Raw genomic sequence first — 24,234 nt, 5'->3', positions numbered from 1 at the left:
AGCCTCCTCGTTGCCCTTCGCCGTGGCGGCCCGCCCCCCTTCAGGCGACCTCACCTGGACACAGGGAGAATAGCCATAGGAGGCGGCCCGAATGGGATCAGGTGGCATCCGAGTCGAACGGTGGCGGGTCGTCGCGCTCCGGCTTGTCGCGCTTGCGCAGCAGGTCCGAGCCGCCCGAGGAGCTACCGGATGAGCCACCAGACGGGGGTGTCGCCGGTGGGGAGTCGGTGCTGCCCGAGGCGTCGTAGCTGTGCGCCGCGTCGGCGACCTCGGCCATTTCCTTCTTGAAGTCGAATCCGTTACGGATCTCCTTCAGGCCCAGCTCGTCCTTGTCCAGCAGGTGCTTGCGCGCGAACGTCTTGGGGTTCAGATCGTCGAACTCGAAGTCCTTGAAATCCGGGCCCAACTCTGTCCGGATATCTTCCTTCGCGCTGTCCGAGAACTCCCTGACCTTGCGGATGAACCGGGCGGCGTCTTGGATCACTTTGGGAAGCTTGTCCGGGCCGAAGACGAGCACCGCAAGGATGACGAGAGCGACCAGCTCTAGGGGTCCTATGTCGAAGAACACCTTGCAGCTCCTTGATGCGTCCGTGGCCGACGGTCCAGGCCATCCAACACGGTACCTGTCTCGCGGGGCGGCACGGGAGACGGTCGGACCAACAACAGACCAAGCACCGGGCCTCTGCCCGCGCGCCCCGCACCCCATCCGCACCGTTCGCCCCGCACCCGTGGTGCCCGAGCACTCGATTCCGCAGTGCCCTACCTCACGCTTGCCGCGGTACGCCAGTACGCCGCTCCTCGCCCAGGAAACGCCGGTTAACGCCTGCGCACAACCCCGCCTTTCCAGCCTCCGCGCGCCGCCGTACGCCGGGCCGACTTCCGGACGGCCGGGCCGACTTCCGGACGGCCGGGCGCGGACACCCCCGGCGTTGCTCAGCGTTCGACGTCGCTCGCAGAGCCCAACGTGAGCTCGACGGGCCGTTCGTCGCCGTCCCGCTCCACGGACAGCTTCAGTCGATCGCCGGGCCGGTGACTGCGGATCTTCACGATCAGCTCCTGGCCGCTGTGCACGGGCACCCCGTCCACCTCGGTAATCACATCGCTCGGCCGAATGCCCGCCTTGTCGCCGGGGCCGTCCTTGGTGACCGCGGGGCCACCGCTGCCGGTCATCGCGACCCGTGCACCATCGCCCCCGAACTTCATGTCGAGCGTGACGCCAATCACCGGATGCGTCGCCTTGCCGCTGTTGATCAGCTCTTCCGCGACCCGCTTGCCCTGGTTGATCGGGATCGCGAAGCCGAGCCCGATGCTGCCGCCCTGGCCGCCGCCCAGACCGCCGTCATTCGCGGCGCGGATCACGCTGTTGATCCCAATGACCCGGCCCTTGGAGTCCACGAGCGGGCCGCCGGAGTTACCGGGATTGATGGGGGCATCGGTCTGCAACGCATCCACATACGAGATATCGCTGCCGTCCGCCTTCTCACCGCCCGCGGTGATCGGGCGCTCTTTGGCGCTGATGATCCCAGAGGTGACGGTGCCCGCCAGGTCGTACGGGGCGCCAATGGCTACCACCGGGTCGCCCACCCGCACCGAATCGGAGTTACCCAACGCCAGCGGCTTGAGCCCGGAGACGCCCTCGACTCGGATGACCGCCAGGTCGTACCCGGAGTCCCGGCCGATGACCTTGGCCGATGCGGTCTGGCCGCCGTTGAACGTCACCGATATGGCCGAATCGCCCCCAGCTTGGTCGGCTGGTTCCACCACATGGTTGTTGGTCAAGATGTTGCCGCGCTTATCGAGCACGAAGCCGGTGCCCGTGCCCTTCTCCCCCGCGCCCTTGACGTGGATGGTCACCACGCTGGGCAGCGCCCGAGCCGCGATGCCCGCGATGCTGTCCGGGTCCCTGGCCTGCTGGGTGTCGGCGGATGCCTGCGGCAGCTGGATCTGCTCGGTGTCATCGCCTTCCTGCTCCACGTACACGCCGATCCCGCCACCGATCCCACCGGCAAGCAAGGCGAGCAGCATCGCGCCGATCACCACTTTGCTGCGCCGCCGCCGACGCGGGCGTCCGGCGGCAGGCGCCCCGGCGCCGCCACTGGACGCCCGCCAGGGGTCATAGTGCTGCCACTGCGGGACGGCAGGCGTGCCGTGCGGGACCTGGGCACCGTGCGCACCGTGTGGCGCGTGGGGGCCCTGCGGGGCTCCGCCACTGTGCTGGGCAGAGGCATGCAGCGGGAACGACTGCTGCTCCACCCCCGCCACACCCTGCGGGTGAGACTGCGCCGGCTGCGCCTGGGGGTGAGGCGGTAGCGGTAGCTGCGGCTGCGAGTGGGGTTGCGAGTGGGGTTGCGGATGCGGCTGGTGGGCCGGGTGATGTGGAGGGACTTGCTGATGCGGTGACACCGGCTGGTGCGGGTGCGGTACCTGCTGATGCGGGTGCGGGGGTACCGGCTCGTGCTGGTGGGGAGGCACTGGCTGGGGAGGTTGCCCGTCGCCGGGCTGGCTCGCCGGGTGCGGCGGCATGGCGGTGCCGTGTGCGGGCGTCATGCCGGGGTGCGGCGGATGCGCGTAGTGCGGGGGCAACTGGGTGCCGTGCGCAGGCGTCGGCATCGGGCGCTGGACGGGCGGCGCCGGGGCCCATGGGCCAGGCTCGCCATAGGGCGGCGTGCTGTACGGATCTGGGTCGTGCCGGGGAATCGGCCGCGCCTCGGGCGCGGCATCCCGCAGCGCAGCGGCATCGTCCACCGCCCCGACACCAGGCCCCGCTGACACGTCGAAAGCAGCACCCGCCGACACATCGGGAACAGCCGGGGCGTCCGAGCCATCCCAGGCCCCCGAATCATTCCGGGCACCCGAAGCCTCTCCGCCGCCCGGGGCGTCACGCACGAGGCCGTCACGCACGAGGCTGTCGCGCACGAGGCCGTCGCGCACGAGGCCGTCGCGTACGGCATCGTCCCGTGCGAGCTCCTCAGATGCGGGCACGCGCCGTGCGGGCTCACCCGATACCGCGTCATCTCGCACAGCGTCATCCCGCACAACGCCGCCTTGGACCGCGTCATCCCGCACAACGCCGTCCCGGACCGCGTCATCTCGCACCGCGCCGTCCCGGACGACGTCGCCTTGTCCCGGCTCAGGCCGTACAGATTCACCCGGTAGGGCGTCCTCACGCACCGAATCGGCCTCCACGGGCTCGTCCCGCACTGGCTCGACTCCCGCGTGCGGCTGTCCGGTGGGGTCCACGCTCGGACGGCTCCACCACTTCGGCCCCGGGGCCTTCCCCTCGTTCATGTTCTCCCCACAGTTCGCCCGCGGTCCGGCGCGGGCCGCGCCACCAGCGAGCGCGTTTCAGCGTCCGGCAAGCGTGGCCCACTGGCGATTCAATCAGGTCCTTCGAGGCCCGCGCAGTGGACCGGCCACGCCAGGTCACCCGAAGCGGGGCACCATCGGTGGCCCGTCCCGTGATCGCCGTGCTGGGCCGCTCCCATCGATCGGCGATCAGCGGGCGTTGGCGCCGTGCAGCTCAGAGCCGACATCGGCGCTGGTCAGTGGTGTGGTTCGGCTAGCGGGATGAGAGGGCACTTCCATCTGGGTGGGCGCCGGGGCCGCCTGCCGTTCGCGCACCCGGTGCTGACCGAACGACGGCTGCTGGGCCGCCAGCGACAGCACTGGCTGGATGAGCGGCGGCAGCGCGCTGCCCATGGACCGCGGCAGTGCCTCGTACGGCGGGGGTTGCGCGCCGGGGTGAGTGGTCGCGCTGGGTGACGGCGTGAGGGGCTTACCGGTCCGCGGGTCGAGCTGCGCGGTCCGTTCGCCACTGACCGAGAACAGTCCCATTGATCGGCGGGCGGCCTCTTGGAAGCCCACCGACGAGCCGCCCCCGCCGTCAATACGCAGGGGGGTCGTCGCAGAGCCGTTGCCATCCAGGCGACTCCCGGGCGAGTCAACCGCCGCGTCCAAGGGCAGCGCACCGCCGAGGGCGAAGGCGGCCAGCGAGACTGCTCCGGCAGCAGCGAAGGCGAACCGCCTGCTGCGCGGTAGCGCGCGGTCCATCTCATGTATGCGGAAGCTACGCTCGCGGGGTGCCGCGGTCGTAGGAAGGAAGGCAAACGCCTCGTCGCGCATGCCGAAGACGTCCCGGCTGGACGCCGAGCCGCCGAACGGGCCTTGATCGTCGTCGCCGGTGAGCGGGCCGGCGGGCAGATTCTGGAGCCGGGCGAGGAACCCCTCGGACGGCGGAGGCACGGCGGTTTGGGCGAACATGCTTTTCAGCCGCCGCTGTTCATCCGCCTCTTCCTTACAGCGAGGACACGTCGCCAAGTGCGCGAGCACTCGCTCGCGCGCATCATGCCCCAATTCGCCATCGACCAAAGCCGCGAGGCGGTCGCCGAGGTGCTGCTCGGCGGGGGACTGACCGCCTGAACCGGTCACGCGATCCCGACCTCCCCGCTGAGCCCCGGCGCGGCCGGGGACACCGAAGCAACCGCGCGCTGTTCGGCGCGGGCCGATGGGGAACGGTGCTGAAGCGCCTTGCGCAGGTGGGACCGGCCGCGGTGAATGCGGCTGCGCACGGTGCCGAGCTTCACGCCGAGCGTCGCGGCGATCTCCTCGTACGACAGGCCCTCGATGTCGCACAGCACCACGGCCGCACGAAACTCCGGCGCCAGGGTGTCCAGGGCTTGCTGCACATCGGCGTCGAAGTGAGTGTCGTTGAAGTGCTGCTGGGGAGAGGGCTCGCGGCTGGGGAGCCGCTCGGCCGCATCATCACCGAGCGCGTCAAAGCGGATGCGCTGCCGGCGTCGGACCATGTCCAAGAAGAGGTTGGTCGTAATGCGGTGCAGCCAGCCCTCGAAGGTGCCCGGCGTGTACGTCGAGAGGGAGCGGAAGACCCGGACGAACACCTCTTGGGTCAGGTCTTCTGCGTCGTGCTGATTACCAGTGAGGCGGTAGGCGAGGCGATAGACCCGTGCGCTATGGGTGCTGACGATCTCCTCCCAGGTGGGAGGGGTCCACGCCTGCGAATCCGCATCGGTGGCGAAAGTCGCGGTAGTTGCGGATTCAGTAGTGCGGAATCGGTCAGCGGTGTTGGTCACGGATTTCGGCTCGTCCGTCGGCCTGCCAAAGCGCTTCAGCACTCTTCGGCCACCGGTCGCAGCCGCACCTCCCCTGTCGGCTCTGGTGGTCTCCAGTAGAGCCACTACCATATCCACCTCGCCCGTTAGCTCCGGATAAGCATTTTTGCCCTGCTATTTGGACTCGATCGCTCAGCACTCACTCAGTCGTTCCGCTCTCTTTCAACGCCCAGTCCCATCTGCGGGTTCCCGAGCGCAGCGGATACAGTCACCGTTGCGTCAACTACGGGGACAGGAGAGGGCCATTACCGGCAACCGGCAGACGAGCTGGGCGTTCGCCGAGGCGTACGGCGTCGAGCACATCGACGACACAGCGCTGCGCTGGGCCCGTGAGCGGGCCCGGGAGGCAGGGCTGCGCTCGGTGTCCTCCGGCACGGGTGCCGCGCTGCGCCTGCTCGCCGCGACCGCCGACGCCAAGGCCGTCGCCGAGATCGGCACCGGAACCGGGGTTTCCGGCATTCACCTTCTCCACGGCATGCGACCCGATGGCGTACTGACGACGGTGGACCTGGAGCCTGAGCGCCAGCAGTTCGCCCGGCAGGCGTTCCGGGCGGCAGGCTTCGCGGGAAACCGGGCACGTTTCATCCCCGGCCGCGCACTCGACGTACTGCCTCGGCTCGCCGATGGCGGGTACGACCTGGTTTTCTGCGACGCCGACCGCGCCGAGTGCCTCGACTACCTCGCCGAATCGTTGCGCCTGCTGCGTCCCGGCGGGCTGGTCTGTTTCGAGGGCGTCTTCGCGGACGGCAGGACGGTGGAGTCCGCCGCCCAGCCACCGGAGGTGCTGCGGCTGCGGGAGCTGCTGCGCGCCGTGCGTGAATCCACGGTCCTCCAGCCGTCGCTGCTCCCGGTGGGCGACGGCCTCCTGTGCGCGGTCAAGCGCAGCTAGTACGGCGCAGGGCACAGCCAGTACGGCCCCAGACGGCCGGCGGGCAACACATGCTGGGAGCTCAGGGTGGGCGGACCCGGGCGGGTCCACAGCCTCGCGGGGTCGAGTTCCTTGCTGACGGGTCCCTCTATGCGGTGAAGCACCCATGCGCCGAAGTGCCCTCGTTCAGTCGGACGTGTGCGCCGCACAGTCGGCCGGCGCAGGGCCGAGGCAGACCACCCAGCGGGCGACGAACCAAGGGCCTGCGAGCGAGTCAGTGCGAGCGAGTCAGTGAGCCAGCGGAGCGACCGGGCCAGCGCCCATGGGCGGAGCTCGCCGGAAGAAACACGCGCGGGATCGACGCGAAGGAGTGCGGCGTACGCGCTGGACGCCTCGAAATTGCGCACGGGAATCGAGGCCAGAAAGTGACCTGAGCGTTCGGCACCAAGGGCTTACGCAGAGAAATCGACGCCAAGAAGTGATCTGCGCAGCCGGCGCCATGGCATTGCACACGGAAATTGACGCCAAGAAGTGATCTGCGTACGCGACGTCAAGGTTTTCCTCACGCGCTCGGCGGAGCACGCGGCGGGTGGGACCGTACGGAAACGGGGGGAAGACATACCGCTGCCCCGGCTACGATTCTCAGCCGTAACCGGGGCAGCGCGCGTGATCATGTGGCCCGCGCCGCTAGCCGACGACCTTCTTCAGTGCGTCGCCCAGCGCGTTGGCCTCGTCCGGTGTCAGCTCGACGACGAGTCGTCCGCCGCCCTCGAGCGGAACGCGCATGACGATGCCCCGCCCCTCCTTGGTCACCTCGAGCGGGCCATCGCCCGTCCGCGGCTTCATGGCCGCCATGCTCGTTCCCCTTCCTGAAACCAGCTCATCGCAGCCGACAACCTAGGTGTCACCGGCATCGAACACATTGCTTCCCCGCCATTATCCCGCATGCCATGACCCGATGACCAACGGCGGCGAGCATCACCTTCGCAAGCGACTCCCACAAAACCCCCCAATTCGGTGATCGCCCTGCGATACTGCGCGACCGTCCGGGCCGAACGGTAGGTCGGTTCTTTGACGCAGGTCACATGACGGACGTACGGATCTCCGGCATGCTGATCGCGAACCGAGGCACCACGGTCCGGGCCCTTCGCTCCGCAGCCGGCGCCGGACCGGAACGCAAAGGTCCAAAACCGGGCCACCGCGGGCCGTGACGCCCCACGGCTCAGCCGGATGCACCAGGAACCCACGGGCCCGCGAGCCGCGGACCCAACGGACTCACGGACCCATACGGAGGGGACCCACCCATGGCCGACACCGTGCTCTACGACGTGACCGAGGGACTCGCGACGATCACCTTGAATCGTCCCGACGCCATGAACGCGCTCAACACCGAGCTCAAGGTGACGCTGCGGGACACCCTGCACGAGGCCGCTGGGGACGCGGCCGTGCGAGCCGTGTTGCTGACCGGCAGCGGTCGGGCCTTCTGCGTCGGCCAGGACCTCAAGGAGCACATCGAGCGGTTGCACGACGATGCGGTACGCGCCGCCGGGTCCACCATGAATACCGTCAAGGAGCACTACAACCCCATCGTCACGGCCATCGCCGAGATGCCGAAGCCGGTCGTTGCCGCGGTCAATGGCGTCGCGGCGGGCGCCGGAGCTGGCTTCGCCTTCGCCGCCGACTACCGGGTCGTCGCCGACACCGCTTCCTTCACCACCTCCTTCGCCGGAGTCGCGCTCAGCGCTGACTCCGGGGTGTCCTGGACACTGCCCCGGCTCATCGGCCACGGCAGGGCCGCCGAACTGATGCTCTTCCCCCGCTCGGTCAGCGCCGAAGAGGCCGCTGAACTCGGCATCGCCAACAAGGTGGTCCCCGCCGCCGAACTGGCCGCCACGGCCCAGCAGGTCGCCCAGAGGCTGGCCCAGGGCCCGACCGTCGCCTACGCCGCGATCAAGGAATCCCTCGCCTACGCGGCCGGGCACTCACTGCTCGCCACCCTGGCCAAGGAAGAGGAACTCCAGGCCAGGGCGGGCGCCTCGGAAGACCACCGCATTGCCGTGGACGCCTTCGTCAAAAAGGAGAAGCCCGAGTTTCTGGGCCGCTGACCCCACACGCTGATCGGCCCTTGCCCTGTCTCGTCCTGCCTGTCCCCCTGCCCCCCGCTGTCCCCCCTGCCCTGGCCTGTCCTGCCCCTGCCTCGGCCAGCGCTTCGGGGCTGGGCTGGTCGGGGGCTAGTCGGGGCGGGGCGGGGCGGGTCGGCCGCCTAGCCGGCCCGCACGTGGCAGTCCGCCAAGTGGTCGTTGACCAGGCCGCAGGCCTGCATCAGCGCGTACGCCGTGGTCGGGCCGACAAAGCGAAAGCCGCGCTTCTTCAGATCGCGGGAGAGCGCCGTGGACTGCGGAGTGATGGCGGGCACCTCGTCAAAGGTCCGCGGCACCGGTCGGTTGGTGTGATCCGGTGCGTACGACCAGATCAGCTCGTCCAACTCGCCATCGGCCAAATTCGCCGCGATCCGCGCGTTGTTGATGGTCGCCGCGATCTTGGCGCGGTTACGGATGATGCCGGGATCGGCGAGCAGTCGCTCCACGTCCGCGTCCGTGAAGTCCGCCACTGCCTTGATCTTGAACCCGGCGAAGGCGGCACGGAACCCCTCACGTCGGCGCAAAATCGTCAGCCACGACAGACCGGACTGGAACGCCTCCAGGCATATCCGCTCGTACAGCGCATCGTCGCCGTGCACCGGGCGGCCCCACTCGTGATCGTGGTACGTCCGGTAGTCCGCCATCGATTCCGCCTGGAGCCCCCACGGACACCGCAGCAGACCATCGGGGCCGGCCACCGATCCCCTGTCGCTCATCGCTGTTCCCCCTCTTCGTCCGCACGGCCCTGGTTGCCCGCACCATGGCCGTGGTGCCTTGCGCCATCCTCGTTTGGGCCCCCGTCTGAGTCCGCTGGGCCCGCTGGGCCCGCTGAGCCCGCTGGGCCCTCGTCAGGCTCTGCGGACTCGTCGGAGCCCACGCCGCCCGGGGTGCCACTGGCGCTACGGCGCATGGCGTCGTTGTCGCGGGACTCCTCCGCGTCGGACGGACGGTGTGCGCCAGCCGGTCCGCCGCCGTGTCCGGCACGGCCGGGCGCCGCGTCCGACGAAGGGCCAACGGGCATCGCGTCCGCCGGGGCCACGGGCGGCACCGCTCGCGCGGTCGGCGTGGCACCCGGCTCACCTATCAGCCCTGGTCCCGCATACGCCGTGGCCTGTGTGCCCGCGAGGGCGGCCTCCAGCTCGGCGATCCTGGCATCCCGTTCGGCCAACTCGGCACCGAGCCGCCCAAGCGCATCATCGACCTCCATCATCCGGTAACCCCGCAGGGCCAGCGGCAGCCGCAGATCCTCTATGTCCGCGCGATCTACCGGGCGATCCTCGGGCAGCGGGTCCACGACCCGGTCCGGCTGCGCCTCGGGCAGCGCACCGCCGTCACCGCCGCCGATCACGACAAGCGTGACCGCCCCGACGACTGCGACGAGCGCGATGAGCAAAAACCAGAACACGACGACTCCCCGAGGTGCATCCGCCATTCAACAGATCCGATCGTGCCATGCCCCACTGACACCGGCGCCGTACGCCGCAGCGGTTAAGGTCACTGCCGGACGACGGAAGAAGGAGTTACGCAATGCTGCGGCTTGGACGGCGCGAGTTCGACACGCACGAGCCGGTGATCATGGCCATCGTGAATCGAACGCCGGACTCCTTCTACGACCAGGGCGCCACATTCCAGGACCGGCCCGCTCTCGACCGCGTCGATCAGGCGGTGTCAGAGGGTGCTGCCATCATCGACATCGGTGGGGTCAAGGCCGGACCGGGGGACGAGGTGAGCGCGGCGGAGGAAGTGCGCAGAACCGTCGGATTCGTCGCCGAGGTGCGTAAACGCCATCCCGACGTGGTGATCAGCGTCGATACGTGGCGACACGAGGTCGGGGAGGCGGTCTGTGCGGCGGGCGCGGACCTGATCAATGACGCGTGGGGTGGCGTGGACCCCGGGTTGGCGGAGGTCGCGGCGCGGTACGGCGTGGGGCTGGTGTGTACGCATGCGGGCGGCGTCGAGCCCAGGACCCGACCGCATCGCATCGGCTACGACGATGTGATGGCCGACATCCTGCGGGTCACGCTGGGGCTTGCGGAGCGCGCTGCCGGCCTTGGCGTGCGCCGCGACGGCATTTTGATCGATCCGGGGCACGACTTCGGGAAGAACACCCGGCATTCGCTGGAGGCGACCCGGCGGCTCGGCGAGATGAGGGAGACCGGCTGGCCGGTGCTCGTCTCGCTGTCCAACAAGGACTTCGTCGGCGAGACGCTCGACAAGCCCGTGAAGGAGCGGGTCATCGGCACCCTGGCCGCCACGGCGGTCTCGGCGTGGCTCGGGGCCCAGGTCTATCGGGTGCATGAGGTGAGCGAGACCAAGCAGGTGCTGGATATGGTGGCCGCCATCGCGGGGCACCGGGCGCCTGCCGTAGCACGGCGCGGCCTGGCGTAACCGCGTAACCGCCTACGCCCACCAGCCCCCGCACCGCGCTTGCGCCCGGCGCCCACCCCCGCGCTTACGCTCGCCCTCACGCCCCTCGCCCGCGCCCACCCCACGCACACGCTCCCGGGAGCGCCCGGGAGCGCCGCAATCTCAAGCCATGTCACGCGCCGGACGGGCGCCCTCGAACAGGCTGCCCGGAAAAGAAGCGGGGGCAGGGGCAAGGGAGCAAGGTGCCCGCCCGGCGCGCAGCGGGCGTCAGACGCCCGCCTCCTTGCTCACCAGCGCCACCGCCTCGTCCACGTCGTCCGTGATGTGGAAGAGCTCCAGATCCCTCGGCGACGCCTTGCCCTGCGCGATCAGCGTGTCCCGCATCCAGTCCACGAGCCCCTGCCAGTAGGCGGAGCCGAAGAGGACGATCGGGAAGCGGGTGACCTTGCGGGTCTGGACCAGGGTCAGCGCCTCGAACAGCTCATCCAGCGTGCCCAGGCCACCGGGCAGGACGACGAAGCCCTGTGCGTACTTCACGAACATCGTCTTGCGTACGAAGAAATATCGGAAGTTCACCCCGATATCGACGTATCTGTTCAGGCCCTGCTCAAACGGCAGCTCGATGCCGAGTCCCACCGAGACCCCGCCGCCCTCGCACGCACCCCGGTTCGCGGCCTCCATCGCGCCGGGGCCACCGCCGGTGATCACCGCGAAGCCCGCGTCCACGAGCGCCCGCCCGATCCGGACCCCCGCCTCGTACTCGGGTGAATCCGGTGTCGTACGCGCCGAACCGAACACACTGACCGCGGGGCCGAGTTCGGCTAGGGCCCCGAAGCCCTCCACGAACTCCGACTGGATGCGCAGCACCCGGAACGGGTCCTCGTGCACCCAGCCACTGGAGCCCCGCGTGTCGAGGAGATGCTGGTCCGTCGTGCCCGCCTGCATCTGGCCACGGCGTCGCACCACCGGCCCAAGACGCTGCTCCCCGCCCTCGTCCTGCGGCGTACGCCCCTTCTCGGCATTGGCCATATGCGCTCCCTTCGCGTGCGCCTCCCCCCGCCGGGGCGAAGGGAGAGTCTCTGCGCCTCAGCGTAAGCCTCCCGCGACGCCGACCAGCATCGTTTGGCATGAGCAGGGTCAGCGATACGCGTACGGGACGAGCTACAGAAACCGCTTGTTCAGGTAGACCGGGTTGCGGGAGCGCAGCGCACTGGCAGGGCGGAGCGGGGCAGCAGGCCGCCAGCGGAAAACAGGCGCGCCTAGCTAGGCCACCAGCCAGGCGCGCAGCCGCTCCTCGGCCTCCAGGATGGCGGCTACCGAGACGTGTTCCTCGCGGGTGTGCGCCAACTTCGGGTCGCCCGGGCCGTAGTTGACCGCGGGGACGCCGAGCGCCGAGAAGCGGGCGACGTCGGTCCAGCCGAGCTTGGGCCCGAGTTCGGCACCGACCGCGGCCACGAACGCGGTGGCTGCCGGGTGCGAGAGCCCGGGCAGTGCGCCGGGCGCGCTGTCGGCGAGGACGACGTCGAAACCGTCGAACACCTCACGTACGTGCGCGAGCGCCGCCTCCTCCGAGCGGTCGGGGGCGAAGCGGAAGTTCACGGTGACGGCGCAGGCGTCGGGGATCACGTTGCCGGCGTGACCGCCCGCGATCCCCACCGCGTTAAGGCCCTCGTGGTACGTCAGTCCGTCGATCGCGACCCGGCGTGGCTCGTACCGGGAGAGCCTGGCCAGGATCGGTGCGGCCTTGTGGATGGCGTTGTCGCCGAGCCAGCTGCGGGCGGAGTGCGCTCGCTTGCCAGTGGTTTCCACGCGCGCCCGCATGGTGCCCTGACAGCCGCCTTCGACCTTGCCGTGGGTGGGTTCGAGGAGGACCGCGAAGTCGGCGTCGAGCCAGTCGCGGTGCCGTTCGGCCAGTCGCCGCAGGCCGTTCAGTTCGGCGGAGACTTCCTCGTTGTCGTAGAAGACGAACGTCAGGTCGCGGTTGGGCTCGGGCACCGTGGCCGCGATCCGCAACTGCACGGCGACCCCGGACTTCATGTCGGATGTGCCGCAGCCCCACAGCACGCCGCCGTCCCCGGCAGCACCATCGGTTGCGCCGGTCAGCCGCGAGGGCACGTTGTCGGCGATCGGCACCGTGTCGATATGTCCGGCGAGTGCGACGCGTTCGGTACGGCCGAGGTCGGTCCGCGCGACGATCGCGTCGCCGTCCCGGTCCACGCGCAGGTGCGGCAGTGCGCGCAACGCATGCTCAACGGCGTCCGCCAGCGGCTTCTCCGCGCCGCTCACGGAGGGGAAGTCCACCAGGCGCGCGGTCAGCTCGGCGGCATCCACGGACAGGTCAAGTGCGGGGTGCTCATGCTCCATGAGTGCGACCCTACGGGGTCCCCGGCCGCCTGAGCCGGTGGCCAACGCACCCGCTGTGCACCCCCCGCCGCGACCCTGTAACCGCAGCTCGCACCCAGGCCCGAACCGGAACCGAAACCGGAATCTGGCTCTGAAACTGGAACTGGAACTGGCTCTGGCTCTGGCTCTGGCTCTGGCAGGAGTCGCACCGAACCCGTCATCGGGAGGCACCGCACGGAATGCACGCCGGCGCGGACCCTCCGCTCCCCGCTGCCGCGTCTCGTTCACCGGCACGCCTCCGGGCACGTACCAGAGCCCGCATCACGGCCCCCATGACCGCCTCTAGCACGGCGGCCGAACGCACTCCAGTACGGTGTGTCGCGTGTCCCTCCCCTTCCTCTCCAGCCGCGCCCGCCGGGCGCGTGCCGGGGTGGCGTGCGCGGTGCTCCTCGCGCTGGTCGGGTACGCGATGGCGCACCTGCTGACCGGCGGTGGCGGGCCACCGCGCTGCACCGTACGGGCCGATGGCGAGCGCCTGGAACTCGACCCCGAGCAGTCCATTCACGCGGCCACCATCTCGGCCGTCGCCTCGTCGCGCGGGCTGCCGGACCGGGCGGTGACCATTGCGCTGGCGACCGCCCTACAGGAGTCGGGGTTGCACAACATCCGGCGCGGCGACCGGGATTCGCTGGGTCTCTTCCAGCAACGCCCATCGCAGGGCTGGGGCACCGCGCAGCAGATACTCGATCCGGTCTACTCGGCGGGAAAGTTCTTCGACTATCTGGTGAAGGTGCCCGGGTATTCGCGGCTGCCGTTGACCGTCGCTGCCCAGCGCGTGCAGTTCAGTGGCTTTCCGCAGGCGTACGCGAAGCATGAGGCGACGGCCAGGCTGCTGACCGCGTCGCTGACCGGACGGCTCGCGGCCTCGTTCCGCTGCCCCGCACTCCCGGATGACGGGGAGCCCGGCGATCCGCAGCGGCTACGGACGCTCATTGCCCGCGAGTTCGGGCCGAAGGTCCTGGCCTCCGGTGCGAAGCGGGCCGACAGCGCAACCCCCGGCACCGGAAACGACACCACAGGGCAGGGCGGCATGGGCGAGCCCGGCTCCAACAATGAGTTCGACCCCGAGAATGACCCCGGCTCCAAGGATGACGGCGCGGCACACCACGGCGCCGGGGCACGCGGCACCGGTGGCAGTACCGGTGACGATGGCAGTACCGGTGACCATGCCGGCAACCGTGGCGAGCGGGAGACCAACTCCCGGGGCGGGAGGGCGAACCCGCACGAAGTAGATGTTCTCGTACGCGCCACGACCCCGGGCGGCGACCCGCAAGAACGCGGCTGGGAGGTGGCGCACTGGGCCATGGCCCACGCCACCGAACTGCGCATCATCCGCATCTCTTTCGGCGACCGGGAATGGACGGCGAGCAATTCCACGAAAGGCTGGCGCACGGTTTCCGGGCAGGCCGCCCATTCCGCGCGTATGACCTCGGAGAATTCCCCTACGAAGGTACGTATCGGGCTCGCCCGATAACACAGGCGACCCGAGAGACTCCGAGTATTGCGAATTGACCCACTTTGCCTGGGCCGATAATGCGACACATTAACAACTCTTTACCAAAACGAGCCGCAACCTTCCCGTCGCTCACGCGGTAGTCACTGCGTCCGAACACTGGATACAGCACTGCAATTCTTTCCATATGACACCGCCGAAGGAGCATGATGTCTCTCCCTCTCACGCGTCGGATTGCCCAGGCCGCGCTGCTGGTCGCCGCGGGCACAGCTCCCCTGATCGGCGCCGGAGCGACCCAGGCAGCCCCCGCTCCCGCTCCGGTCGGGCCGGGCGCCCTCGGTAGCGCTGACGCCTCCTTCCTGGGTGACGCGGTGGACGACGTCTCGCGGGAGACCACGGACAGCGCGGGGCAGGTCGGTGCCAACCTGGTGCGCAAGAGCGCACCCGCCGCCGGCAAGGTCGTCGGCTCCCTCGGCAAGAGCGCGGTCCCGTCCGTCGCGGGCAGCGAGCGACTCCTCGGCACGGCGAAGCAGGTCGGCCAGGCATTGCCCGCAGACACACTGCGGCCGAAGAACGTCTCCACCAACAACCTGGCGGACGCGGTGACCGACCTGAACCTGCCGATCACCTAACCACCGCGCCGCTCGTCGCGTCACCGCGCGCAAGGGGCCCGCAAGGCGATCCGCTGACACGCAGCGATCCGCCCTCCGGGCCCCGCACCTATGGACAACGCAGCCGGGCTGCGGGCTCCCGCCCCGGCACCGGATGTCAGGCCCCGAGCCGGGCCACCGCCGCCGCCACGCGCTCGTCCGTCGCCGTCAGGGCGACCCGTACGAAGCGCTCGCCCGCCGGGCCGTAGAAGTCGCCCGGCGCCACCAAAATGCCGCGCTTGGCCAGCTCACCAACGGTGTCCCAACACGGCTCGTCGCGCGTCGCCCACAGATAGAGCGACGCCTCGCTGTGCTCGATGCGGAAGCCGTACGCCTCCAGCGCGCCGCGCAACGCCGTGCGACGGCGGACGTACCGCTTCCGCTGCTCCCCGACGTGCGTGTCGTCGCCCAGCGCCGCGATGGTCGCGGCCTGCACCGGGGCCGCCACCATCAACCCGCTGTGCTTGCGGATGACGAGCAGCTCGCGCAGTACGGCCGCGTCCCCGGCGAGGAACGCCGCGCGATAACCCGCCAGGTTGGACCGCTTGGACAAAGAGTGCACGGCCACGATGTTCTCGAAGGAGCTTCCACAGATGTCGTGGCGCAGCACCGACACCGGCTCGGTCTCCCAGCCGAGCTCTAGGTAGCACTCGTCGCTGACCAGCAGCACCCCATGCCGCCTGGCCCAGGCGACGGCGCGGCGTAGCTCGGCGACGGGCATGACGCGGCCGGTCGGATTGGACGGCGAGTTCAGCCACAGCAGCTTCAACCCGGTCGGGTCGAGGGTGGCCAGCCTCTCGTCGTCGGCGAAGATGTCCGCCTCGTACGGAAGGGGCTCGGCGCGGGCGAGCCGCGCGCCGACCTCGTACGTCGGGTAGGCGAGCCGCGGAAAGGCGACCTTGTCGCCGGGTCCGAGCCCAAGCTGCGTGGGCAGCGCGGCCACCAGTTCCTTCGATCCAACGATCGGCAGCACCTGCGCAGGGGTGACGCCGCGGGCGCCCAACCTCCGCTGGACCCAACCGCTGATCGCTTCGCGTAGCGCAACGGTGCCCCACACCGTGGGGTATCCCGGGCTGTCGGCCGCCTCCGCCAGCGCCTGCTGGATCACCGCGGGGACCGGGTCCACCGGTGTGCCCACCGACAGGTCCACGATGCCGTCCGGATGACCCACCGCGGTGGCCTTGTACGGCTCCAGCCGATCCCAAGGGAAGACGGGAAGGCGGTCGGTGACTGCGGACACGGTGCCTCTTTCTTGGGAGTCCTTGGGAGTTTCTCGGACGTTTCTTGGGAGCGCTGGGAAATCCATAGGGGCCTGGAGAGTTTCGGAGCGTTCTTACGGGCCGCCTGCGCAGGGCTGCGGCGGTTCCTGGGGCGCCTAGGCGCCTACAAGCGCTCACGGAGGCCTGCCATTTCTGGCAACGCGGCTCAGCCCCGCACCGCCCATCACCCGTACCCAAGGGCGGGGAGAGCCATGCGGGGCCGAGGCCGCGCTGATCGCGCGGAGCCTATCGGGGCCTGACGAGGGCCACGGTCACTCGTCGTGGCTCTGCGGAGGGAGCGCTGCGATGAAGGGGTGGTCCCGCTCGATCAAACCGAGCTTCGAAGCCCCACCGGGCGAGCCGAGCTCGTCGAAGAACTCGACATTCGCCTTGTAGTAGTCCTTCCACTCCTCGGGAGTGTCATCCTCGTAGAAGATGGCCTCAACCGGGCAGACCGGCTCACACGCACCGCAATCGACGCATTCATCAGGATGGATGTACAAGGACCGCGAGCCCTCGTAAATGCAATCTACGGGGCATTCCTCGATGCAGGCCTTGTCCTTCAGGTCAACACAAGGCTCCGCGATGACGTAGGTCACGCTGTCGTTCCTCCTTGGTAGGGCTGGCGGGACCGGTGTGTGGCTCCGCCGCGTGGCGCGCGGGAGCGCGGCGTCGTCGATGCCCGCACCTAGTATCTCCGTTCCGGGGCAGGAGACGAACATGAGGGGCAAACAGAGCTGTGGAGTTCACCACGGGCGGACGGCTTGAGGTCAGGATTACCCCTGCTGACGTGGGGAAACGCGTCTCGGTACGGCGTCTGAACGATCCAGGGGGCGGGCCCCAGAAGTTCACGGACACCGTAGGGGTGCTCACCTCATGGGTCGGGGGTGTGCTACAGATCACGCGGAAGAACGGCGAGGGCGTTCGCATTGCGGACACCACCCTCGTGGCGGGCAAGGTGATCCCGCCCGCCCCCGGCGCACGCTCCGCACGCCCACCCGTACGCCGCCGCGGACCCGCCGCCGATGCGCACGAACTCGACCGGGTCGCGGCTCGCGGCTGGCCCCCCGCCGAACGTGCACGGCTCGCCCCGCCCGGCGCCGACGCCGCTGGCCTCGCCTCCGGCTCCGGCTGGGAACTGCGTGCGGCCGGTGGCTTCACCCGGCGCGCCAACTCCGTTTTGCCACTCAGCGACCCCGGCCTACCGCTGGACGAGGCGTTGCGCCGGGTGCGGGCATGGTACGCCGAACGCGGGCTGCCCGCGTATGTCCAGGTCAGCACCGGGGCCGAGGGCACCCAGGAGGCACTGGCCGACGAACTGGCGCGGCGCCTTTGGACACGTGAGGTCTCGGCACAGATATGGATCGCCGCGCTCGCGCCCCTCGCCGACCGGCCGCAGCCGCCACCGTTGCCGGCCACGGGCGGCGGCGACAGCTCGGGAGAACCAGCCGCCCAGGGGCCGGCGGGCACCGGCGCCCCGGAGCTGCGGGTGGAGCTGTCCCGGACGATCGGCGCCGCATGGCTGGCCCGCTACGAACGGGCCGGCCAGCCCGCGCCCGAGGTGCTCCAGGTGTTGACCGGGGGCCCTTCGGTGTGGTTCGCGACGGTACGCACCGAGCCGGGTGGCCTCGATGGCGCAGGTAGCGAGGCCGCCGGGGAGGCGGTGGCGATCGGCCGCTGCGTGGTGGACGGCCGCTGGGCGGGGTTCACCGCAGTCGAGGTGGCGCCCGCCTACCGGCGGCGCGGGCTCGCCAGTGCGGTGATGGCCGCGCTCGCGAGCAAGGCGCTCGCGGAGGGTGCGTCGGCGGCGTACCTCCAGGTCGAGACGGACAACGCGGGGGCGCACGCCCTCTATGACCAGCTGGGCTTCCGCCCGCACCACTCCTACCACCACTGGCGCGCTCCCCGCTAAGACATCCGCTGAGCAGGCACGCGACAGGGTACGAGGCACGTATGTACGACAGCACGGACCGAAGGCGGCACTTCGCTGAGGCGGCGCGTGAAGAGCGCCCCGACCTCGCACTCCTCTGCCTCCTGGTGGGCGCGGAGGCCGACCCCGCGTTGGACGAGGCGGGCATCGACGCGGCGCAGATCGAGCTCGACCGACTGGCCGGCCTGTTGCCCTTCGCCCCCGGCGGCCCCGCCGCCTGGGCCAGCGCCCTGGCCCGCCTGCTCGGCGAGCGCCATGACTTTCGCGGCGCCCCGGCCGATTACCGGCGCCTGGAGTCCTCCCTGTTGCACGAGGTGCTCCGACGGCGTCGGGGGCTGCCCATCCTGCTGTCGGTGGTCTGGTTGGAGGTGGCCAGGCGGGCAGGCGCTCCGGTGTACGGGGTCGCACTGCCGGGCCATTTCGTCATCGGGTTCGGCGAGCCGGGCGGGGAACACGCCTTGGTAGACCCGTTCGACGGCGGCCGTGCGCTGTCCGCGGACGATGCGGCCCTGCTGGTTACGGGCGCCACGGGCGCCTCGCTCGCCCCTGCGCTGCTGGTCCCCGCCGAGCCGCTGGAGATCGTGCTGCGGGTGCTCAACAACATCCGCGCCTGGGCAGCCGCCCGTCCCGAGCGCACCGATGTCCAGCTCTGGGCGGTCGAGTTGTCCTTGCTGCTGCCGAGCCACCCAGCGAAGCTGCGGTATGAGCACGCCCAACTCCTCGTACAACGCGGCGACTTCACAGGCGGTGCGGCGGAGCTTGAGGAGTACGCGGATGTCATCGCCCCCATGGAGCCAAGTTCGGCGGAGACGGTCCGCCGCCAGGCCCGCGCAGCCCGGGCACTACTCAACTAGGGCTCGCAGCACCAGCGCGGGCCTCATAGCGATGCGGGCCAGCGCCGCCCAGCATCGAGCAGGCCGGCCCGCGGCGCGCCACAGGGCCTTGGGCAAGAACCCTCAAAAAAACCACGAGAACCCCGAGAGCCCCCAAGAAACCCAAGCCCTGGACGGCTGGCGGCGCACCACCCGGCGCACGATCGCTCTCCGTCACGCTCCGCGCGCAGGCGGCGCTCCCGGCGCTCCCCGGGTGCGCGGCGGCCCCCGGTGCGCGGCGACCGAAGATCGGCGTGTACGGGGGCGACACACGCCCCCGTACTGCTTTATGCCGATGCTGCTTATACCGATGCTGCGTTATACCGATACGGCGTTACGCCGACGCTGCTTTATACCGATACTGCTTTATACCGATGCTGCGTTATGCCGAAACGGCGTTATGCCGAAACGGCGTCACCCCAGCACGGTGTTCGGGATCGTCACGATGCGCTCGGTCGGCGTCTTGCCGACCAGCGCGCGGCCCATGGCGCTCGCCACGTCCGTTGGCTTGACCGGAGTCTTAGAACCGTCGCCCCGCTCGACGAGCACGCCCTGGAAGGTGCTGCCGTAGAGCTGCCTTATGGCGTCCAGGTCGTAGTGCACGACCAACTGCCCATCGACCTCCCGCATGGACAGGATCTGTGGCAACGAGCGGTCCGGGCCGAACTGAATACGTTGGTTTCCCGCCAGCACGGTGATCAGGCCCGACATCGCGGGTTCCGCGAACGTCTCCATCTTCTGGTCGACATCGGCGTTGGAGATCTTCGGCTGCTTAGTCACGCTGGGCAGCACCACCGCCCTGTTCGCACCGGTCTCGGCTCGATCCCGGTATGCCTGTGCGACGGCTTCGACCGACTTCTTGGCGTCCAGCGACTTGCCTGCCTTGCCGTAGACGGGCACCGCCTTGCCGGGCTCGAAGGTGATGTTGCCCTCTCGGGCCGCACCGGCGCCGTCCCCCGCTAGGCGCCCGAGGGCGTCCCGTAGCTTCTCCTCATCGACCGTGACCTTGGCGTCTGCCTCCCGGGTACCGCCGAAGAGCGAGCCGATCACCGTGACCGGGTTGTAGTCACGCCCGGCGGTGTCGCGCACGGTGGCCTCGGTGTCGATCGACAGGCCCGCGACGGACGGCTTGAGCTCCAGTTGCTCGCCATCGACGGACACCTTGATCGGCGCGGTCGTACGGTTGCCGAGCTGGGTGTCCAGCTTCTTGACGGCCTCCTCCTTCGAGGTGCCGCCGATGTCGATGCCAAGCACGGTGGTGCCGTTCGGCACATCCGTATGGCCGAGCACCAGGCCCGCTCCGTACGCGACGCACGCCACGCCGATGACGCCCACGCCCGCCATGACGAGCTTGGACCGGCCCTTCTTCTTCTTGGCCTTGCCACCACCACCGCCGCCACCGCTGGGGGCAGGCGCCGGCGCGGTGGGCGGCGTGCTGTCCCCGCCCGGAGCAGCGGGCTTGGTTGCCTGCGGGCGGGGAGGCGCAGCCACAGGCGCGCCGCTGACCAGTGTGTTCCCCGATACGGGCGGGCTACTGGGCTTCTTGCCAGACGCGAGCGCGTCCAGCGCTGCCTTGGCCGCGCGTTCGCTCTCGGTGAGTTCGGGGTCGTCGGGCAGCGGGCTCTCGGCCGGGCCGCCGTGCGTCGGCGTGCCCGGGGAGCCCTGGCGCGGGTGCTGCGGCGTCAGCCGCGCCGTGTCGCCGCCGGGGCCGGCTGGACCGCGGAAGGGGTCATCCAGGCCGCCGGAGCTGTCGAAGGGCTCGCCGCCGGGGCCACCGGGGCCGGCGAAGGGCGCGCCCGACCCGCCAGGACCGGCGAAGGGGCCGCCCGGGCCGCCGGAGGTGTCGAACCCGGGGGCCGCGCCCGGCGACGGTGTGTGGCCGGGGAGGGAGTCCGGCGGCGGCACCGGCATGTCGCCCGTGACGGGCCCGCCGGTCGGCGCTGCCGGATGAGCGGAGCCCGAGCCGCTCAGCCAGGGGCTGGGGAAGCCATCCGGGGGCGTCTGCGTACGCTCCATCCGGTCCTCGTACGGGAAGCCGGTGGGCTCGGCCGGGCCGGTGGGAAAGCCGGGGCCGCCGAGCTCCGGGCCACCAGCGCCCGGCGGAGGGCTGGAGCCCGGGAAGGTGCCCAGCGGATCGGTGAGGGGGTCGGGCAGCCGGTCCGTGAGCGGATCGCCCTGCCCACCGCCCGGGCCCGCGCCGTACTGACCTTCGGCGTAGTCGGGGAAGTACGGCTGGTCGCCCGGCTGGCCGCCGCCCATGCTGGGGCCGCCACCCGTCCCGGGGCCGCCGGGTCCGTCTTGGCCGCCGAAGGCGTCGCGGCCCGCGATGCCGCCCGGGCCGCCGAAGCTGTCCTGCTCGCCATGGCCGTCCGGGCCCGCGTAGCCGCCGGCGCCCGGCTGGTCCGCACGGTCGGAGTAGCCCGGGTGGCCGGCGAAGCCCTCATCGCCTGGGTGGCCATCGCCGGGCAGGTCCTCCGCGCCGAACATGGGGAACGGCTGTGTGGTCTCCTGCGTGGTCTCCGGCGTCTGGGTGGGCCCCGGGATCGGCGCGACCGTGCCCGTGGGCGTGTTCTGCGGGGTCGGTACGGCTTGGCCCTGCGGGCCCTTGCCCTTTCGGGGGGCGAACCAGTCGCTGGTCCGCTCGCCGCCCTTACGCTGCGGGTCGTCCGACCGCGCGATTTCCCCCGGGCCCGACAGTGAGCCCGAGCCGGACGCGGTACCGCCGGTCGGCGCCACCGCCGAGGCGAGTGAGCCGGGGCCAGCGCCCTTGCCAGCGCCAGCGCCGGGAAGGGAATCACCGGGGCCGCCCGTACCGCTCGCTGGGCCGCCCGGTCGTGGGCCGCCCTTGCCGCCGTCCTTCGTGCCACCCGAGCGCTGCCCACCGCGTCCGGGACCACCCGGCTGACCGGAAGCGGAACCACTACCGGAACCGCTGCCGGGAAGAGGTACCGCGGAATCGGCCGAGTCCTTCTCGTTGACCGTCTTGCGCACCACGACCGGCGGAATCGGCCGCGACCCCGGGATGTTGATCCGGATGCGCGTGGTCAGCGTGGTCTCGGTCTTCGGCTCCGCTGGCGCGGGTGGCGCCTCGGGGCTATCCCCGTCGGCGTTGTCGTACGGGGCCTCCTGGGTCGGATGCGGCGACGGATACTGGCGCGATCCGTACGGCGGAGTACCCGATGGGTAGGCGGCATCACCGCGACCCTGGGGCCCGGAGGACGAACTGTCAGATTCACGGCTCAAAGCAGGTTCTCCCAGTTAGCTCCGCCGCCCCCCATCTCGCGCTGGGGTTCCCCATGCCGTAGGCCAGGGGAGGCTCGGCGGCGCGCACCACCATACTGGGCACTGCCGACTGGTACTTGTCGGCCGCCGTTTCCCCACTCCAAGCGGGTACGCAACGCCGTGCCCAGCGTCATGTGGACCTCACACCCAAATGGTGACGTCATTTCCCAAGTCGGGTCGCCGATGCCGCCGATTGCGGCAGCTTCGGGACCGTGGCACAGATCACACCGGCGAACATCCCCCCCAACAAGAAGAGATACGAGCCGACGCCCGAGCCGAAGACGAAGTCTCCCTCAGCCCGGGTCGCGGTGAGGAACAGCACCATCATCAGCCATCCGGCGGCAGGCGACCAAGCGCCGGCTCGCGCTCCGGTCGCGTACAGACCGCCGACGCACAGTGCGGCAAACCCGAGCAGCGCCAGCAGCAATCCACCGGGGAACCAAGCCGATTGCACGAGCGCGCCAGCGATGCCAACGATCGCGCCGACCACGACGAGCAGGGCATACACGCCGATGCGCAAGGGGCTGAGCGGCTTGGCCAGCCAAGCGCCCGGGCCGGCGCCGGCGCTTCCTCCTGGGCCCACGCCCGATCTCGCGCCGGTGCGCGCCCCCGCCGCCGCACCCGCACCGCGCCCGGCGCTACTGCTACCGCCACTTGCGCTGCGGGCGGGCGTGCGGGCGGGCGGGCGTACAGGCCCGCCCTTCGCGCTAGTGGCCGCGGCGCCCGCGCCCTGGGCCGCGCCCGTTGCCTTGTCTTGGCCCGTCCGGGTGGCCGCGCTCGCCTTCGCGCCCTTGCTCGCGCCCCTACCTGTGCCCTTACTCATGTGCTCACCCCGGCGAACAGGTCGTCCTCCCGATCCGGCAGCGCCGCGCTGCCGGGCGCGGCCGGTCCCGGCCGCCCCTGCGCGAGGCGGTAGCACTCCATGGTCAACAGCGGCTGGCCCAGGCCGTTGGAGAGGGCGAAGAAGTCGCCGCTCACGGTGATCTGCGTAGCATGCGCGCGCATCGCCGCGGCCTTCGCAGCAGCGTACGCCGAGCCGTCGAACACCGTCGTCACCTGCTCGTCATCGACGACGCCCGGCACATCGGCCAGCGAGGCGACGCCGGGGAACGGGCCGCCGGCGGCACCCTCAGCCAAGGCGTGCAGGCGTGCGAAGCCCGCTTCGGCCACCGAGCGCGGAACGCAGTTCCAGTAGACCTTGGCGATCTGGTGCGCACCACCCAGATCGCGGCGGAAACAGGTCTCCGCCGCGAGTTCCGCCGCGCGGGTCGCGACCTGATGTGCCTTGATGTGATCGGGGTGGCCGTAACCGCCTTGCGGGTCGTACGTGATCAGCACTTGCGGCCTGACCTCGCGGATGATCTCGACCAGCAAGGTGGCCGCCTCGTCGGTGCCCGCCTGCCAGAAAGCGCCGGCGCGCCGGTTTTCCGGCAGGCCCATCATTCCCGAGTCGCGATACCGGCCGGCGCCGCCCAGGAGACGGTGGTCGCTCACCCCCAGTTCGGCCATGGCCGCGGTCAGTTCGCCTGCCCGGTAGGCGCCTAGCGCGCTGTGGGGCCTGGAGTCGGCCGTGTCACTGTGCGCGGTGGCGGGCGTCGGGCCGGCGACGAGATGCGCCAGCTCCGCGGGGATCACCTCGCCCTCCTCACCGAGGGTGCAGGTCACCAGGGTGACGCGCGCGCCCATGGCCGCGTACGCGGCCATGGTGGCGCCGTTGTTGATCGACTCATCGTCCGGGTGCGCATGCACCAGGAGCAGCCGACGGGCGGGAAGGACGGTCATGCAGGACAGCCTACGAGCCCGCCCGACGACATGAGCCCCGGGCGGTGGGCTGCCTGCGTTCCCCCGCGGCAACGCGCCCGCGCCATGAGCGCGCGGGC

At 70.5% G+C, this 24,234-nt stretch carries 21 protein-coding genes; 7 read left to right on the top strand and 14 right to left on the bottom strand.

Annotated elements, in window-relative coordinates:
- Positions 1-97: 97 nt before the first annotated feature.
- The 4 genes from FHS42_RS18345 to sigE form a co-directional block, all read right to left on the bottom strand.
- Positions 98-568, bottom strand: coding sequence for a sec-independent translocase (locus tag FHS42_RS18345; protein WP_184573335.1), 471 nt, complete (start codon positions 566-568; stop codon positions 98-100).
- 365 nt (positions 569-933) lie between these two features.
- Positions 934-3,288 (bottom strand): trypsin-like peptidase domain-containing protein, encoded by a 2,355-nt coding sequence (locus FHS42_RS18340; protein WP_184573334.1) that lies wholly within the window; start codon positions 3,286-3,288, stop codon positions 934-936.
- Positions 3,289-3,495: 207 nt separating this feature from the next.
- The gene (locus FHS42_RS18335) at positions 3,496-4,428 is read right to left on the bottom strand and encodes an anti-sigma factor family protein (RefSeq protein WP_184573333.1); all 933 of its coding nucleotides are present in this window, start codon (positions 4,426-4,428) and stop codon (positions 3,496-3,498) included.
- Positions 4,425-5,201, bottom strand: a complete 777-nt coding sequence (gene sigE, locus FHS42_RS18330) for an RNA polymerase sigma factor SigE (protein ID WP_184573332.1) — start codon at positions 5,199-5,201, stop codon at positions 4,425-4,427. The genes FHS42_RS18335 and sigE overlap by 4 nt, the downstream gene beginning before the upstream one ends.
- Positions 5,202-5,343: 142 nt before the next feature.
- Between sigE and FHS42_RS18325 the strand changes: the two genes are divergently transcribed.
- Positions 5,344-6,018 (top strand): O-methyltransferase, encoded by a 675-nt coding sequence (locus FHS42_RS18325; protein ID WP_184573331.1) that lies wholly within the window; start codon positions 5,344-5,346, stop codon positions 6,016-6,018.
- A 666-nt stretch (positions 6,019-6,684) separates the two neighbouring features.
- Here FHS42_RS18325 and FHS42_RS18320 read toward each other — a convergent pair.
- On the bottom strand, positions 6,685-6,852 hold the full coding sequence (locus FHS42_RS18320; protein WP_184573330.1) for a DUF3117 domain-containing protein: 168 nt from the start codon (positions 6,850-6,852) through the stop codon (positions 6,685-6,687).
- Positions 6,853-7,301: 449 nt separating this feature from the next.
- On the opposite strand from FHS42_RS18320, the gene chcB reads away from it, so the two are divergent.
- A complete protein-coding gene (chcB, locus tag FHS42_RS18315) occupies positions 7,302-8,102 on the top strand; it encodes a 2-cyclohexenylcarbonyl CoA isomerase (RefSeq protein WP_184573329.1) in 801 nt (266 codons plus the stop codon).
- A gap of 158 nt (positions 8,103-8,260) precedes the next feature.
- Here chcB and FHS42_RS18310 read toward each other — a convergent pair whose 3' ends face one another.
- Positions 8,261-8,854, bottom strand: a complete 594-nt coding sequence (locus FHS42_RS18310) for a DNA-3-methyladenine glycosylase I (protein WP_184573328.1) — start codon at positions 8,852-8,854, stop codon at positions 8,261-8,263.
- A complete protein-coding gene (locus FHS42_RS39130) occupies positions 8,851-9,570 on the bottom strand; it encodes a hypothetical protein (RefSeq protein ID WP_376772623.1) in 720 nt (239 codons plus the stop codon). The genes FHS42_RS18310 and FHS42_RS39130 overlap by 4 nt, the downstream gene beginning before the upstream one ends.
- A gap of 95 nt (positions 9,571-9,665) precedes the next feature.
- On the opposite strand from FHS42_RS39130, the gene folP reads away from it, so the two are divergent.
- Positions 9,666-10,526, top strand: coding sequence for a dihydropteroate synthase (gene folP / locus FHS42_RS18300; RefSeq protein WP_184573327.1), 861 nt, complete (start codon positions 9,666-9,668; stop codon positions 10,524-10,526).
- A 246-nt stretch (positions 10,527-10,772) separates the two neighbouring features.
- On the opposite strand, the gene FHS42_RS18295 is transcribed toward folP, so the two are convergent.
- Positions 10,773-11,534: an LOG family protein gene (locus tag FHS42_RS18295; protein ID WP_184573326.1), complete on the bottom strand. Its 762-nt coding sequence runs from the start codon at positions 11,532-11,534 to the stop codon at positions 10,773-10,775.
- 234 nt (positions 11,535-11,768) lie between these two features.
- The gene (gene dapE / locus FHS42_RS18290) at positions 11,769-12,869 is read right to left on the bottom strand and encodes a succinyl-diaminopimelate desuccinylase (RefSeq protein ID WP_184573325.1); all 1,101 of its coding nucleotides are present in this window, start codon (positions 12,867-12,869) and stop codon (positions 11,769-11,771) included.
- A gap of 361 nt (positions 12,870-13,230) precedes the next feature.
- On the opposite strand from dapE, the gene FHS42_RS18285 reads away from it, so the two are divergent.
- Positions 13,231-14,382: a VldE C-terminal domain-containing protein gene (locus FHS42_RS18285; protein ID WP_184573324.1), complete on the top strand. Its 1,152-nt coding sequence runs from the start codon at positions 13,231-13,233 to the stop codon at positions 14,380-14,382.
- Positions 14,383-14,570: 188 nt separating this feature from the next.
- Positions 14,571-14,993 (top strand): ATP-binding protein, encoded by a 423-nt coding sequence (locus tag FHS42_RS18280; RefSeq protein WP_184573323.1) that lies wholly within the window; start codon positions 14,571-14,573, stop codon positions 14,991-14,993.
- A gap of 136 nt (positions 14,994-15,129) precedes the next feature.
- On the opposite strand, the gene dapC is transcribed toward FHS42_RS18280, so the two are convergent.
- Together dapC and fdxA are read right to left on the bottom strand one after the other, a co-directional pair.
- Positions 15,130-16,251, bottom strand: coding sequence for a succinyldiaminopimelate transaminase (dapC, locus tag FHS42_RS18275; protein ID WP_312866937.1), 1,122 nt, complete (start codon positions 16,249-16,251; stop codon positions 15,130-15,132).
- 291 nt (positions 16,252-16,542) lie between these two features.
- Positions 16,543-16,869, bottom strand: coding sequence for a ferredoxin (gene fdxA, locus FHS42_RS18270; RefSeq protein WP_176163910.1), 327 nt, complete (start codon positions 16,867-16,869; stop codon positions 16,543-16,545).
- A 140-nt stretch (positions 16,870-17,009) separates the two neighbouring features.
- On the opposite strand from fdxA, the gene FHS42_RS18265 reads away from it, so the two are divergent.
- Together FHS42_RS18265 and FHS42_RS18260 are read left to right on the top strand one after the other, a co-directional pair.
- Complete coding sequence (locus FHS42_RS18265) at positions 17,010-18,182, top strand: GNAT family N-acetyltransferase (protein ID WP_184573321.1); 1,173 nt, start codon at positions 17,010-17,012, stop codon at positions 18,180-18,182.
- A 41-nt stretch (positions 18,183-18,223) separates the two neighbouring features.
- Positions 18,224-19,054, top strand: coding sequence for a transglutaminase family protein (locus FHS42_RS18260; protein WP_184573320.1), 831 nt, complete (start codon positions 18,224-18,226; stop codon positions 19,052-19,054).
- A gap of 432 nt (positions 19,055-19,486) precedes the next feature.
- Here the strand turns inward: FHS42_RS18260 and FHS42_RS18255 are convergent, their stop codons facing one another.
- The 3 genes from FHS42_RS18255 to mshB all read right to left on the bottom strand — a co-directional run bounded on the left by FHS42_RS18255 (position 19,487) and on the right by mshB (position 24,136).
- Positions 19,487-22,315: a hypothetical protein gene (locus FHS42_RS18255; protein ID WP_184573319.1), complete on the bottom strand. Its 2,829-nt coding sequence runs from the start codon at positions 22,313-22,315 to the stop codon at positions 19,487-19,489.
- Between the two features lie 199 nt (positions 22,316-22,514).
- Positions 22,515-23,177: a DUF6113 family protein gene (locus FHS42_RS38665; protein ID WP_221476641.1), complete on the bottom strand. Its 663-nt coding sequence runs from the start codon at positions 23,175-23,177 to the stop codon at positions 22,515-22,517.
- Positions 23,174-24,136 carry an N-acetyl-1-D-myo-inositol-2-amino-2-deoxy-alpha-D-glucopyranoside deacetylase gene (mshB, locus tag FHS42_RS18245; protein ID WP_184573318.1) on the bottom strand — a complete coding sequence of 321 codons (963 nt, stop codon included), beginning with the start codon at positions 24,134-24,136 and terminating at the stop codon, positions 23,174-23,176. Before mshB ends, FHS42_RS38665 begins: the two co-directional genes overlap by 4 nt.
- Positions 24,137-24,234: the final 98 nt, after the last annotated feature.

It is taken from the genome of Streptomyces zagrosensis (genome assembly GCF_014203645.1).
Lineage (GTDB): Bacteria > Actinomycetota > Actinomycetes > Streptomycetales > Streptomycetaceae > Streptomyces > Streptomyces zagrosensis.
Note: the sequence above shows the minus strand (reverse complement) of the source record. Positions and strands in the feature narration are given on the sequence as shown.

Excerpts from the sequence above, each read along its gene's own strand:
- FHS42_RS18340 (WP_184573334.1), bottom strand. The coding sequence starts at position 3,288 with ATGAACGAGGGGAAGGCCCCGGGGCCGAAGTGGTGGAGCCGTCCGAGC.
- sigE (WP_184573332.1), bottom strand. The coding sequence starts at position 5,201 with ATGGTAGTGGCTCTACTGGAGACCACCAGAGCCGACAGGGGAGGTGCG.
- FHS42_RS18320 (WP_184573330.1), bottom strand. The coding sequence starts at position 6,852 with ATGGCGGCCATGAAGCCGCGGACGGGCGATGGCCCGCTCGAGGTGACC.
- chcB (WP_184573329.1), top strand. The coding sequence starts at position 7,302 with ATGGCCGACACCGTGCTCTACGACGTGACCGAGGGACTCGCGACGATC.
- FHS42_RS18310 (WP_184573328.1), bottom strand. The coding sequence starts at position 8,854 with ATGAGCGACAGGGGATCGGTGGCCGGCCCCGATGGTCTGCTGCGGTGT.
- FHS42_RS39130 (WP_376772623.1), bottom strand. The coding sequence starts at position 9,570 with ATGGCGGATGCACCTCGGGGAGTCGTCGTGTTCTGGTTTTTGCTCATC.
- folP (WP_184573327.1), top strand. The coding sequence starts at position 9,666 with ATGCTGCGGCTTGGACGGCGCGAGTTCGACACGCACGAGCCGGTGATC.
- FHS42_RS18295 (WP_184573326.1), bottom strand. The coding sequence starts at position 11,534 with ATGGCCAATGCCGAGAAGGGGCGTACGCCGCAGGACGAGGGCGGGGAG.
- dapE (WP_184573325.1), bottom strand. The coding sequence starts at position 12,869 with ATGGAGCATGAGCACCCCGCACTTGACCTGTCCGTGGATGCCGCCGAG.
- FHS42_RS18280 (WP_184573323.1), top strand. The coding sequence starts at position 14,571 with ATGTCTCTCCCTCTCACGCGTCGGATTGCCCAGGCCGCGCTGCTGGTC.
- FHS42_RS18260 (WP_184573320.1), top strand. The coding sequence starts at position 18,224 with ATGTACGACAGCACGGACCGAAGGCGGCACTTCGCTGAGGCGGCGCGT.
- FHS42_RS38665 (WP_221476641.1), bottom strand. The coding sequence starts at position 23,177 with ATGAGTAAGGGCACAGGTAGGGGCGCGAGCAAGGGCGCGAAGGCGAGC.
- mshB (WP_184573318.1), bottom strand. The coding sequence starts at position 24,136 with ATGACCGTCCTTCCCGCCCGTCGGCTGCTCCTGGTGCATGCGCACCCG.